Below are 13209 nucleotides of genomic sequence, written 5' to 3'. Positions count from 1 at the left end.
TTTTCGGGATGAGTTGTGGATTTGTTAAAAAAGATTACTTTAGGGCCAGCAAACAAATACAAAATGAAAAGACTTTTTATGCTCCTGGTATTGTCTATGAACTTACAGGCATTCGCCCAGATTAATTTTGAACCCGGATATTTCATCAGCAACAACGGCGTTAAAACCAATTGCCTCATCCGCAACGTCGACTGGAAAAACAACCCCACGTCGATTGATTACAAAGCAGACGCAGCATCCGAAATCAAAAAAAAGGATATCGGTGCCATTAAAGAATTCGGAATTGAAAATGCGTCGAAATATGTGCGCTTTTCTGTAAAAATAGACCGCTCGCCAAGCGATATCAATAGACTGACCTCGAACCGCAATCCTGATTTTGAAAATGCAATTTTATTTTTGAAAGTACTTGCAGAAGGCCGTGCCAATTTATACAAATATGAAGATGGAAACCTCGTACGCTATTTCTTCAGCCGTGAAAACCAAGGAAATCCAGAACAGCTGGTGTACAAACAATACATATCTTCTCCGGGAAACCTTGGAGCAAATAATTACTTCAGACAGCAGCTTACGGTGTTAAAATCTGAAGCTGTAAACCAGAAAACACTTGAAAAACTGGAATACAAACAAAAAGACCTGACTTCCATTTTCTTAAAATACAATGGCGGTAATTCAGAAAACACCGCAGTTGGCCCGGCAAAACAATCGACAGCAAGCTTGAACCTAAAAGTAATTGCCGGCGCAGGATTTGCCAGCCTAAAAGTAGTAGATTCGTATCAAACTCGGGATTTTGGGCAAGATCCTTTATATAATGCAGGACTTGAAGTGGAATACATTTTCCCGTTTAACAAAAACAAATGGGCGATGTTTGCAGCTCCGGTTTATCAATCGTATAAAACCAATAATGCAAAAATCGGTACGGTTTCGGCCAACAACGCAAGCCTGAATACGATTGAAATCCCAGTTGGCGCGCGCCATTATATGTTTTTAGGCAAAACACCGAAAATTTTTCTGGAAGCCGGATACAATGCTTCTATTAATTTAGGTTCTAATTACATTCAGAAAAGCGGATTTTACGCACAAAGCGAAGGCCGGTTAGACACATCGACCTGCGGGAATTTTTTCATAGGAACCGGTTTCGACTACAAACGGTACAGCATTGGTTTCCGTTACAATTTCAAACGCAATCCATTAAAACATTACCAATACCAAGGTGCAGATCTTTCCACTTACGGAATTACGTTGGGCTTCAAAGTGCTGTAACCTAAAACCATTTCTTCTTTTTAAAATAACTGACCATTACCAAAACGAGCAAAAGCATCACAAATAGCACGGCAAAATAACCGTATTTGAAGCGCAATTCCGGCATGAAATCAAAGTTCATCCCGTAAACGCCAACGATAAACGTCAGCGGCATAAAGATCACAGAAACCGCCGTCAGGATTTTCATGACTTCATTCATCCTGTGGCCTTGCGCAGCAAAATAAAAGCTGGAAGCGCTGTCGAGCGCATTGTTGTCATATTCGATCTGCTCGAGCAATTCAAGTGTTTTCTGGTGAAGGCGCGCGAAAAAAGTATAATTGTTCTTTTCAATGCCGTCGTAATCGTCATCCTCGTGAACCGATTTTAAATTGAAAAGCGCATCGCGCAACGGCGAAATCGACCGTTTCAGGAAATTCAGGTTTTCGCCGGTTTTTTCAATGCGTTCCAAAACGTCAGGCTTGTCGCTGGTTTTGGCTTCGATCATTAAATCTTCGATGCAATTTTCGTAATATTCGATCGTAATGTAGAAATTTTCCATTACGGCTTCAAGCAGCAAATACAGCAAATAATCGTTTTTCTTTTTCCGGACGATGCCGCTATGGGTTTTAATGCGTTCGCGGATGTGCGTAAAAAAATCGCTTTTCTTTTCCTGGAACGACACCAATATATTGTCTTTCAAAATAAAACTGATCTGCTCCACACGCAAATGATCGTAATCCTTCTCTGGCAAAATCGATTTGATGCTAAAGTACAGCACCTGATCGAGTTCTTCCATCTTGCTGCGGCGGTTCGTATTCAGGATGTCTCCCACGATGAACGGTTCAATCGAAAGCATCTCGCCTATTTTTTTGATCAAATCGGTATCGTACAAACCGTGTACGTTCAGCCACTTTACATCATCGGCCTGCAGCGGGTCTTCGAGCTCTTTCTGAACCCTTTGCAACGACACTTTTTTATATTCTTCATAACCGGCATCGTCATATACAAACAATTGCATTTCGATCGGATCGGTATTGTGGATGCCCGTATATTCGTAAAAATTGGGCTGCACTTTCCTGACTTTTTTATATTTGACTCTTCTCACCACGCATTAATTTGGCTTAAAGATAGGCGTTTTTAAAATTCCATTTTTACCTTTACAGAAAAATCAGACATGCAAACGCTGCTCATCAATATCAAAGAACTGTTACAGGTTCGGAAAATTCCGGTTGACAAGCTTTCGGGCAAAGAAATGGCCGAACTTCCAACAATCAAAAATGCTTTTTTATTAATTGAAGATGATTTGATTGCAGATTTTGGCCCGATGGAAATTTGTCCGCCCACCGAAAATCTCCATCTGCTTGATGCCAATGGGAAAATGGTGCTTCCAGCCTGGTGCGACAGCCATACGCACATCGTTTACGCTGGAAACCGCGAGCAGGAATTTGTCGACCGCATCAACGGACTGACTTATGAAGAAATTGCCAACCGCGGCGGAGGCATTTTAAACTCTGCCAAAAAACTACATGAAACATCTGAAGAAGAAATTTACAACCAATCGAAATTGCGCCTTGAAGAAGTGATGAACCTCGGAACCGGCGCAGTCGAAATCAAATCAGGTTACGGACTTTCGGTTGCAGACGAACTCAAAATGCTGCGTGTCATCAAACGCTTAAAAGAAAATTATCCGATTGCGATTAAAGCGACTTTTCTCGGTGCGCACGCTTTTCCAACTGAATATAAAGACAATCACAAAGGGTATATCGATTTGATCATTAATGAAATGATCCCGGCTGTAGCCAATGAAAATCTGGCCGAATACATTGATGCTTTTTGTGAAACCGGCTACTTCTCGGTTGAAGAAACCCAAAAAATTATGGAAGCCGGACAAAAATCCGGATTGATCCCGAAAATCCACGTGAACCAATTCAACGCCATCGGCGGAATCGAAGCAGCTGTCAAATGCAACGCCCTTTCCGTTGACCATCTAGAAGTTATGAATCCCGAAGACATTGAAGCGTTGAAAAATTCGAACACGATGCCGGTCGCTTTGCCTTCGTGCTCCTATTTTCTGAGCATTCCGTACACGCCGGCAAGGGAAATGCTGAACGCCGGCCTGCCATTGGCTTTAGCCACCGATTTTAACCCGGGATCGACGCCATCGGGAAACATGAATTTTGTAGTCGCAACCGCTTGCATCAAAATGAAAATGACGCCTGAAGAAGCGATCAATGCCGCAACGATCAATGGCGCTTATGCAATGGGATTGTCTGAAACGCACGGCAGCATTACCATTGGCAAAAAAGCAAACCTGATTATTACCAAACCAATTGCTTCATTTTACCAATTGCCGTATGCTTTCGGAAGCAATTTGATCGACACTGTAATTCTTGAAGGAAAAATGATTTAAAACCAAGTCTTAATTTATCTTTATTCCTTAATGGTTTAAAAATTCAACATTAAGAAATTAAGGTTCATTAAGTGCTAAAATGGTACATAAAAAAACTCCCGACGCAAATCGGGAGTTTTTAATTTATAATACCATTCGGTTATCTTAAGCTGAAGCTTGATTTTGAAACCAATTCGCCTTTGTCAAAAACATTTACGAAATAAGTTCCTTTTTCAAAATCTTTACCTGGTAAATCCTGAGAAACCTGAACCGGTTTTCCTTCATAATTTACATTGCTCACAAAGCTGTAAGTCAAAGTCTGGTCGCCAAAAGTTTCTGTTTTTTTCTCGCCCAAAACATTGTTCTTAGCATCGATCACCTGAACATAATAAGATCTTTCTCCTGGTTTTGCAACCGCATTTTCAGAGATCGTAAAGCTGATTTTCAAGATGTCTGCTTTTCTTGCTTTCTCTGTAGAGATTTGTTTTCCCGAACTTCTTAATTTATAAGCTGCAGTCTGCAAGTTAGAAATCGTCAATTTTGAAGCTTTTTCAACTGTTTTTGATAATTCTTCGTTTTGTCCAACCAATACTTCATTGTATTTTTTAGCTTCCCCAAGAACCATTACCGTACTGTCGCGTTGCACTGTCAGGTTTGCATTGTCTTTTTTCAAAGTCTCATTTTCTGCAACCAAAGTTTTCATTTTAGATTGCAATGCAAAAAACTGGCTTTTGTATTTTGCCATCGAAGATGCATCGCCTTTTGATTTTTTCAAATCGGCCATTAAGTTGACTACTTTTTCCCTTTCAGCGATCAATTCGTCTGACATTGAAGTATTTTCAGCAATTGCTGCGTCGTAAGTGGCTTTCAGTTCTTCCAAATCTTTCATTACCGAAGCTTTGTCAGATTTTGTAGTGACCAATTCGGTTTCAACTGCCTTAGCATCTGAAGTTACTTTAAAAATATACACCAAACTTCCTACAAGAAGCACGGCTAATATGGCAATTATCGCTTTAAGATTCGAATTACTTTTTTGATTTTCCATAAAGAATAAGTTTTTATATGTTTTAACAAATTTAAATTATTAATATTTTACAACACTCAAATTAACGTAAATTTATCCGAAAAATTATAATTTTGGGACTTAAAATATTTTTATGGAAAAGTTAGTGCCGTTTTACATCAGCGATCTTGCGAAGATTACAAACCACAGAAGCGGCGAGATCAAATTCGGCGAAAAAATGCTTACAGTCCCGAAAAATACCGATATACTAACGTTCGTAAAAGAATGTGATGCGCAATATATTTTATTCGGAATTCCGGAAGACATAGGAATTCGCGCGAATTTTGGCCGCCCAGGAGCAGCTTCGGCCTGGGACAGCGCGATTAAAAGCATTGCCAATATCCAGCACAACCGTTTTTGCAAAGGCAGCCAGATCCTGGTCTTGGGCCAGCTAGATGTTGCCGCTGAAATGGAAGCTGCGAAAAACCTCGATTTTTACAACATCAACCACCGCCAGGAGTTCAGCAAGCTTGTAGAAAGTGTCGATAAAGAAGTCGCGCACATCATTTCGAATATCATCCTGGCAGGAAAAACGCCGATTGTCATTGGCGGCGGCCACAACAATGCTTACGGAAATATCAAAGGAACGGCCTTGGCCAAAGGCAAACCGATCAACGCTGTGAATTTTGACGCGCATTCCGATTTCAGGATTCTCGAAGGCAGGCACAGTGGAAATGGATTTTCGTATGCGTATGAAGAAGGTTTCCTCAAAAAATATTTCATCTTCGGATTGCACGAAAATTATACTTCAAAAAACGTACTCGACATCATCAAAAAAATCGAAGACCGTGTGCGTTTCAATACGTATGACGAGATTTCGATCCGAAAGGAAAAGAATTTTGAAAACGAACTTTCGGAAGCTTTCCACTTTATCAAAAACGACGCTTACGGCATTGAAATCGACCTTGATGCCATTCCGAATATCGCCAGCAGTGCGATGACTATGAGCGGATTTTCTATTGAGCAACTGCGCCAGTTTGTGCATCATTTCGGGAAAAATGAAAATGCGGCCTACATTCACATTTGCGAAGGCGCACCCGATTTGGGCGAAGAAAAAAACAACCATTTAATAGGGAAACTCATTGGATATTTAGTAACCGATTTTATCAAAGCGCAGGCTGAACTCTAAGTTTTTAAGCGAATTTTTTTCGCATTCCAACATCTGAATTAATAAACCTATCTTTGCAAAAAATTTTTGCCGACGATGGCAACTATTAATGCACTTATTTTATGTTATTTGAAGATTTATCGCTTTCTAAAAGCATCCAAAAAGCCGTATTTGAATTAGGCTATACCGAACCAACTCCAATCCAGGAACAAGCCATTCCGATTGTATTGGCAGGCCGCGACATGATTGGCTGCGCACAAACCGGGACCGGAAAAACGGCGGCTTTTGCCATTCCTATCATTCACCAATTGCACAGAATTGTTGGCTCGACAAAAAAAGCCAAGCAAATCCGCGCGCTTGTAGTTACGCCTACTCGTGAACTTGCTGTTCAAATCGGGCAGAATTTTGACGAATACGGAAAATATACAAATTTAACGCAACTGACTATTTTTGGCGGCGTTTCACAGGTTTCGCAGGTAGACCAACTCCGAAAAGGCGTTGATATCCTGATCGCAACTCCGGGACGTTTGCTCGACTTGAATAAACAAGGTTACATCGATCTTGATCATTTGCACGTTTTGGTTTTGGACGAAGCCGACCAGATGCTTGACATGGGTTTTGTAAATGATGTCAAAAAAATTGTAAAATTGACGCCAAACAACCGCCAGACTTTATTATTTTCTGCAACCATGCCGATTGCCATCCGCGAACTGGCTGAAATGTTTTTGAAAGATCCGGCAACGGTAACGGTTTCTCCGGTTTCATCAACAGCTGAAAAAGTAGAGCAACGCGTTTATTTTGTCGAAAAAGGCGAAAAAAGGAATTTGCTGTATCATTTGATCCGCAATGAAAAACTATCTGATCTTTTGGTATTTTCACGTACTAAACACGGTGCAGACAATATTGTAAAAGCGCTCCGCAAAAAAGGCGTTCCCGCTGAAGCGATTCATGGCGACAAATCACAGGCTGCGAGGCAGCGCGTTCTTGATGCTTTTAAAGCAAAGGAAGTTGGCGTTTTGGTTGCCACCGATATTGCCGCGCGCGGAATCGATATTGACCAATTGCCGTTTGTAGTAAATTTTGATTTGCCGAATATTCCCGAAACTTATGTGCATAGAATCGGAAGAACCGGACGTGCAGGAAATGGTGGAATCGCGATTTCTTTCTGCGGAAAAGACGAACATCCATATTGGAAAGACATACAGAAACTGATTAAAGTTGATGTGGAAACGATCACGGATCATCCTTATCCCTGGCATGCCGGAAGTCCGGAAGATGCTGTCGTTGTTTCTGCTCCTGAAAAAAATTCAAACCAAAGCGGTGGCGCACACAAATCGCGCAAATCTGCCCAGTCAAAACAGAATAAAAAACGCTGGTATTAAGAAATAAGTTTTATAAAAAGTTAGCCACAAATTCACGAATTGATTTACAAAAATTCATGAATTTGTGGCTTCTCTTTTTTAGACTGAATTTTTTAATTTAGATTTTTGCTTTTATGAATCTGGCTGTGGATGATCTGAAACATTTTGACCGGTTCGAACGGCTTGATAATGATGTCGTTTATTCCGGATGAAATCGATTCTTCGGTGATTTCTTCTTTATCAAATGCTGTTAATGCAATCACCGGAGTCGTAATTCCTTTCGCACGAAGCCTGCGCGTGGTTTCAAATCCGTTGATGATCGGCATATTGATATCCATCAAAATGGCATCATACGATTTTTTATCGAGCATGTCAAGCGCCAACAATCCGTCCTCGACCACATCACATTTAAAGTTGTTTTTCTCAAGGATTTTCTTGGTCACCATCTGGTTGATCTTATTGTCTTCTACAACCAAAATCGTAAAGATCTGGCTTGACGTTAAATCGACCTCTATGTTATTGATGATCTCGCGGCGCTTTTGTTCATCGGCTTCAAAGCCAATGGTAAACGAAAATGTAGTGCCTTCATTAAGCTTGCTTTCCAGATGGATTTCGCTTTTGAAGAGTTCGATAAGGCGTTTTACAATGGACAACCCAAGCCCGGTTCCCTGATAATCGTCGTCTCGGCGGCCAATTTGTACAAATTTTTCAAATATTTTTTCTTGGTCTTTCGGAGCAATTCCCAAACCGTTGTCGCTGATCTTGAATTCGATGTAATGACAAGTAACATCAATCCGAACCTGGTTTGCCGAAATTTTCACTTCCCCATTTTTGGTAAATTTCAAGGCATTGCTTGCCAAATTCATCAAAATCTGTGAAAGTCTGAGTTTGTCACCAATCAGAAATTCGGGAATCTGATCATCAGTATCAATCGTAACTTTATTGTGGTTTTTATTGGCAATAAACTGAAGCGAGCTCGTTACGATATTGATTTCATCCGAAATATTAAATGCCAAAGTTTCCAAAACAATTCTTTTCTCTTCAATTTTGTTGATCTGCAGAATGTCATTTACCAGCGACAACAAATAACGCGCAGAAAATTTAAGCGAATTCAGGTGCGGACTTTCGGCCAATTCTTTGTGTTCGTCCAGAATCATGTTCGTAATTCCGACCACACCATACAAAGGCGTTCGCAGCTCATGGCTGATCGTGGAAACAAACTGCGTTTTGAGGCGCGAGGCTTCTTCTGCCCTTTCATTGGCAACGACCAATTCTTCGTTGGCCAGCATCAATTCAGCGTTTGCTTTTTTCTTAAAATTGTTGTTCTTATACAAAGTGTAAAGCAGCAGCAGCAATACAAAAACAGCCACCACAAAGAGAAAAACAATGATTCTTGATTTTTTAAGGCTTAACGATTGAGCAGTTTTTTCATTCTCGATCTTGTCTAGGGCGCGTTTGTATTCGTCAATTTCGAGGTTTACGCCTTCCACATCTGCTTTCTTGAGTTTTTCAGAATCGTAAATCTCATCTTTAAGTTCGTCGTAAAGTGCGAGGTAACGATAAGCACGTTTGTAATCCCCGATTTTAAGTAAAAACTTTGAATATTCCTGATAAGTATAAGCGAGATCGGCTTTTTCATTGTTCTTTTTGGCAATGCCTATGGCTTTTGCAAAGAAAAATTCGGCCTTTTCATTCTGTCCTTTATATCCAAAATAGGAACCGTTGAGCATGTTTAAAAAAACAACGGTATCCTTATCGCCATGCTTAGAATGGTGCGTATTAATGTATTGCAAGTGCGGATAACCCTGCTCGAATTTCCCGATTTCAAAATAACCGAGCGCGATATTTAAATTTGTAAGTACGAGTTTGGATGTATCTTTTGTTTTTTCGGCGTATTCTATCGCTTTGCGGTAATAATCGATGCCTTTCTCATAGTCCTTTTTTTCAAAGAAATACATATTGCCAAGGTTGTTGTTGAGCCAGCCTTTTATCGAATCATTATCGGTTCGCGAAGCATAATACAACGCTTTTTGATAATTGAAGATCGCTTTATCCGATTCAGACAATTCGTCAAAATTTCCTGCAATGGTATTGTAAGCTGTTGCAATCAGGTAATCATCTTTAATATAAATCGCCTGTTTGAGTGCTTCACGCGAATACAATAACGATTCTTTGAATTTATATTCATTAAGGTAATCGTTGGCTTTTGTGGCCAATGCAGCGATGTCTTTTTTATTGTATTCTGTTGACTGTGCCACACCATCATGCGCACAATAAAAAGCAATCAGTAGTAAGATTATTCTGATTTGGGACATAGAAATCTTATTGATTTGGTCAAATATACAGTTATTACTAAAACAAAATCCCGACAGCAGCCGGGATTTGTAGTTTTTTTTAGTTTCGTATGAGTTTTCTGTATTTTATTCGTTTAGGTGTCAAATCTCCTCCGAGGCGTTTCTTTTTGTTTTCTTCGTAATCAGAAAAACCGCCTTCAAAATAATACACTTCCGAGTTCCCCTCGAATGCAAGAATGTGCGTACAAATCCTGTCCAGAAACCAACGGTCATGCGAAATCACAACAGCACAGCCTGCAAAATTTTCCAAACCTTCTTCAAGCGCACGAAGCGTATTGATGTCGAGATCATTTGTTGGCTCATCCAGTAAAAGCACGTTTCCTTCTTCTTTTAAGGTCATCGCCAAGTGCAATCTGTTGCGCTCTCCACCCGAAAGCGTGGCTACCTTTTTATTCTGGTCGCTTCCGCCGAAGTTGAAACGGCTTAAATAAGCGCGTGAATTGACTTGTCGTCCGCCCATCATGATCAGTTCCTGTCCGTCGCAGAAATTTTCCCAGATCGATTTATCGGGATTGATGTTCGAATGCGCCTGGTCTACATAAGCGATTTTTACCGTTTCACCTATTGTAAATTCCCCGGCATCAGGCTTTTCTTCGCCCATGATCATCCTGAAAATGGTTGATTTACCGGCACCATTCGGCCCGATGATGCCAACGATTCCGGCTTGCGGCAATGTAAAATTCAGGTTGTCGTATAATAATTTTTCTCCGAAAGCTTTTGATACTCCTTTTGCCTCGATTACATTCGTACCCAAACGCGGCCCGTTCGGAATGTAAATCTCAAGGTTTTCGTCAAGCTGTTTCTGGTCTTCATTTAACAATTTGTCATAATTCTGCAAACGCGCTTTTTGTTTAGTCTGGCGTCCTTTTGCGCCCTGGCGAACCCAGTCCAGCTCGCGTTCTAAAGTCTTTCTCCTTTTGGAAGCCACCTTTTCCTCAAGCGCCATCCTGCTCGATTTTTGATCCAGCCACGAAGAATAGTTTCCTTTCCACGGAATGCCTTCGCCCCTGTCGAGTTCCAAAATCCATCCGGCAACATTGTCAAGGAAATAACGGTCGTGCGTGACGGCAATTACAGTTCCGGCATATTGCGATAAATGCTGCTCCAACCAAAGTACGCTTTCCGCATCAAGGTGGTTCGTTGGCTCATCCAATAACAATACGTCAGGTTGCTGCAATAGCAAACGGCACAAAGCCACACGTCTTTTTTCTCCGCCAGACAGCACTTTGATTGGCGTATCGCCTTCGGGAGTGCGCAATGCATCCATCGCGATTTCGAGTTTGGTGTCGAGTTCCCACGCGCCTGAAGCGTCGATTTTATCCTGTAAATCTGCTTGTCTGTCCATGAGTTGCTGCATTTTATCTGCATCTTCATACACTTCCGGCAAACCGAACATGTCGTTGATTTTATTGAATTCGTCGAGAATTGCAACCGTTTCAGCTACACCTTCGCGAACAACTTCAATGACCGTTTTGTTTTCGTCTAATTTTGGCTCCTGTTCTAAATAGCCAACAGTGTAACCGGGCGCAAAAACCACGTCGCCCTGGTAATTTTTATCTTCCCCGGCGATGATTTTCAAAAGCGATGATTTTCCAGAACCGTTCAATCCGAGGATTCCGATTTTGGCGCCGTAAAAAAAGCTCAGGTAAATGTCTTTCAAAACCTGTTTGTTCGTACTCGAATAGGTTTTGCTGACGCGTGACATCGAAAAAATAACCTTTTTATCGTCTGACATATATTTTTAAAATTTGGTTGTTTTGGTGAAATTTTTCTTGATTGTGACAAATATATTACAAATTCCCTATCGAATAAAATCAAGCTTCATAAACATCTGATGAAAATCTTCAAATGGGGCGTTTTGGCTTCAACATTTGCCGTTTTGGCTTTCCCTTAAATAGGTTATTGACGGAATTTTGCCTTGTAAAATTTAACACTATTTATATGAAAACTATTTTTATTACAGGCGCATCATCAGGTTTGGGAAAAAGCACGGCGAAATTATTTCTTTCAAAAGGCTGGCATGTCATTGCGACGATGCGAAATCCGGAAAAGGAAACCGAATTATCCGAATTCAAAAACGTCACTTTACTACCATTGGATATTACCAATCCGAAACAAATAGAAGAAACCGTTTTAAAAGCGATGGCACTTCATGATATAGATGTTGTTTTTAACAATGCCGGTTACGGATTGATCGGTGCATTGGAATCTTATTCAGACGTACAAATCACCGATCAGATCGCTACGAATTTCACAGGCGTACTGCGCGTCACCAAAGCATTCATTCCGTATTTTAAAAAACAGAAAAAAGGACTTTTCATAACAACGACTTCGGTTTGCGGCTTTTCTTCAAATCCGCTTTCAAGCGTGTACAATGCAACAAAATGGGCGTTAGAAGGCTGGAGCGAAAGCATTTATTATGATCTTGCACAGTTCAATATTGGCATCAAAACCGTTGCACCGGGCGGAATCAAAAGCAATTTCATGAATGTGATGCAGGTTTCCATGGGAAGTGAATATGACGTATTGAACAAACGCTTGTCCGAATTGTTTTCAGATGGAACTTTGATGGATTTTACCGAAGCTGAAAACATTGCTGAAGTCGTTTTCGAAGCTGCAACCGACGGAAAAGACCAATTGCGTTACCTTGCCGGAAATGATGCCAAAAGAATCGCGGCGCAGCGCATTGAAATGGGTTCAGAAAATTTCCGAATCCACTTAAATAACTTATTAAATAAGCGGGCGTAACTACAGATATTGCTAAATTTACAGCTTATGAAAAATTCAGCAAAACTGCCGTCAACGTTCCATTCCATTTCGGAACTGCACCGCGCTTTGGGCTTGCCGAAACCATTTCATCCTTTGGTAAGCCTTGTGAATTATGGAGATATTTCGGTTGCGCCTTCAGCATTGCCAACATCGTTGATCCTGGATTTTTATAAGATTTCATACAAGATCAACCTGCACGGAAAAATTAAATACGGACAGCATCATTATGATTTTGATGAAGGCGGATTGTCGTTTATTTCGCCAAATCAAATCATTGCTGCAAGCGAAGACGAGAAAGATTATTCAGGTTACACCTTGCTTTTTCATCCTGATTTTATCCGAAGCTATGCGCTTGGAAAAAGCATCAAGAATTTTGGGTTTTTCTCGTATTCAGCGAACGAAGCTTTGCATTTGTCTGAATCTGAAAAAACGATCATTGTTGGAATTTTTGAAAATATCATCAGGGAACTTTCGGCATCGATCGATCATTTTAGCCAGGACCTGATCGCTTCACAAATCGAGTTGCTTTTAAAATACAGCGACCGTTTTTACAACCGGCAGTTTATCACGCGTAAAATAGGAAACCACGACCTGCTTTCAAATCTTGAACAAGTGCTTTTGGATTATTTTGCGGATGAAAAACCTTTGACTTCCGGATTGCCGACGGTGCAGTATTTGTCTGACGAATTGCGCGTTTCCCCGAGATATTTGAGCGACATGCTGCGTTCGTTGACCGGACAAAATGCCCAGCAGCACATTCACAGCAAAGTCATTGAAAAAGCCAAAGACTATTTAAGCACCGGGAATTTATCGGTTTCAGAAATTGCATACCAACTCGGGTTTGAGCATCCGCAGTCCTTCAGTAAGATCTTTAAACGAAAAACCAGCCTGACTCCTGTCGAATTCAAACAATCCTTTAATTAAAA

10 protein-coding genes are annotated in these 13209 nt (G+C 40.7%); 6 read left to right on the top strand and 4 right to left on the bottom strand.

Annotated features, from left to right (window positions below):
* Window positions 1–63 precede the first annotated feature (63 nt).
* Window positions 64–1260 (top strand): hypothetical protein, encoded by a 1197-nt coding sequence (locus BLS32_RS07170; RefSeq protein WP_139171707.1) that lies wholly within the window; start codon window positions 64–66, stop codon window positions 1258–1260.
* 1 nt (window position 1261) lies between these two features.
* Here the strand turns inward: BLS32_RS07170 and corA are convergent, their stop codons facing one another.
* Window positions 1262–2344 (bottom strand): magnesium/cobalt transporter CorA, encoded by a 1083-nt coding sequence (corA, locus tag BLS32_RS07165; protein ID WP_091394665.1) that lies wholly within the window; start codon window positions 2342–2344, stop codon window positions 1262–1264.
* Window positions 2345–2413: 69 nt separating this feature from the next.
* On the opposite strand from corA, the gene hutI reads away from it, so the two are divergent.
* Window positions 2414–3649 (top strand): imidazolonepropionase, encoded by a 1236-nt coding sequence (hutI, locus tag BLS32_RS07160; protein WP_091393392.1) that lies wholly within the window; start codon window positions 2414–2416, stop codon window positions 3647–3649.
* A 139-nt stretch (window positions 3650–3788) separates the two neighbouring features.
* Here hutI and BLS32_RS07155 read toward each other — a convergent pair whose 3' ends face one another.
* A complete protein-coding gene (locus BLS32_RS07155) occupies window positions 3789–4673 on the bottom strand; it encodes a hypothetical protein (RefSeq protein ID WP_091393389.1) in 885 nt (294 codons plus the stop codon).
* Window positions 4674–4785: 112 nt separating this feature from the next.
* Here BLS32_RS07155 and BLS32_RS07150 point away from each other — a divergent pair, with 112 nt between their 5' ends.
* The gene (locus BLS32_RS07150; protein WP_091393386.1) at window positions 4786–5820 is read left to right on the top strand and encodes a formimidoylglutamase; all 1035 of its coding nucleotides are present in this window, start codon (window positions 4786–4788) and stop codon (window positions 5818–5820) included.
* 101 nt (window positions 5821–5921) lie between these two features.
* Window positions 5922–7181, top strand: a complete 1260-nt coding sequence (locus BLS32_RS07145; RefSeq protein ID WP_091393383.1) for a DEAD/DEAH box helicase — start codon at window positions 5922–5924, stop codon at window positions 7179–7181.
* A gap of 92 nt (window positions 7182–7273) precedes the next feature.
* On the opposite strand, the gene BLS32_RS07140 is transcribed toward BLS32_RS07145, so the two are convergent.
* Window positions 7274–9475 (bottom strand): tetratricopeptide repeat-containing hybrid sensor histidine kinase/response regulator, encoded by a 2202-nt coding sequence (locus tag BLS32_RS07140; protein WP_091393380.1) that lies wholly within the window; start codon window positions 9473–9475, stop codon window positions 7274–7276.
* 79 nt (window positions 9476–9554) lie between these two features.
* A complete protein-coding gene (ettA, locus tag BLS32_RS07135) occupies window positions 9555–11249 on the bottom strand; it encodes an energy-dependent translational throttle protein EttA (protein ID WP_091393378.1) in 1695 nt (564 codons plus the stop codon).
* A 206-nt stretch (window positions 11250–11455) separates the two neighbouring features.
* Here ettA and BLS32_RS07130 point away from each other — a divergent pair, with 206 nt between their 5' ends.
* Together BLS32_RS07130 and BLS32_RS07125 are read left to right on the top strand one after the other, a co-directional pair.
* Window positions 11456–12262 (top strand): SDR family oxidoreductase, encoded by an 807-nt coding sequence (locus tag BLS32_RS07130; RefSeq protein WP_091393375.1) that lies wholly within the window; start codon window positions 11456–11458, stop codon window positions 12260–12262.
* 27 nt (window positions 12263–12289) lie between these two features.
* Window positions 12290–13207 (top strand): helix-turn-helix domain-containing protein, encoded by a 918-nt coding sequence (locus tag BLS32_RS07125; RefSeq protein WP_091393373.1) that lies wholly within the window; start codon window positions 12290–12292, stop codon window positions 13205–13207.
* The last annotated feature ends 2 nt before the right edge of the window (window positions 13208–13209 follow it).

The organism is Flavobacterium noncentrifugens (assembly GCF_900100375.1).
GTDB lineage: Bacteria > Bacteroidota > Bacteroidia > Flavobacteriales > Flavobacteriaceae > Flavobacterium > Flavobacterium noncentrifugens.
Note: the sequence above shows the minus strand (reverse complement) of the source record. Positions and strands in the feature narration are given on the sequence as shown.

Excerpts from the sequence above, each read along its gene's own strand:
- BLS32_RS07170 (WP_139171707.1), top strand. The coding sequence starts at position 64 with ATGAAAAGACTTTTTATGCTCCTGGTATTGTCTATGAACTTACAGGCA.
- hutI (WP_091393392.1), top strand. The coding sequence starts at position 2,414 with ATGCAAACGCTGCTCATCAATATCAAAGAACTGTTACAGGTTCGGAAA.
- BLS32_RS07155 (WP_091393389.1), bottom strand. The coding sequence starts at position 4,673 with ATGGAAAATCAAAAAAGTAATTCGAATCTTAAAGCGATAATTGCCATA.
- BLS32_RS07150 (WP_091393386.1), top strand. The coding sequence starts at position 4,786 with ATGGAAAAGTTAGTGCCGTTTTACATCAGCGATCTTGCGAAGATTACA.
- BLS32_RS07145 (WP_091393383.1), top strand. The coding sequence starts at position 5,922 with ATGTTATTTGAAGATTTATCGCTTTCTAAAAGCATCCAAAAAGCCGTA.
- BLS32_RS07140 (WP_091393380.1), bottom strand. The coding sequence starts at position 9,475 with ATGTCCCAAATCAGAATAATCTTACTACTGATTGCTTTTTATTGTGCG.
- ettA (WP_091393378.1), bottom strand. The coding sequence starts at position 11,249 with ATGTCAGACGATAAAAAGGTTATTTTTTCGATGTCACGCGTCAGCAAA.
- BLS32_RS07130 (WP_091393375.1), top strand. The coding sequence starts at position 11,456 with ATGAAAACTATTTTTATTACAGGCGCATCATCAGGTTTGGGAAAAAGC.
- BLS32_RS07125 (WP_091393373.1), top strand. The coding sequence starts at position 12,290 with ATGAAAAATTCAGCAAAACTGCCGTCAACGTTCCATTCCATTTCGGAA.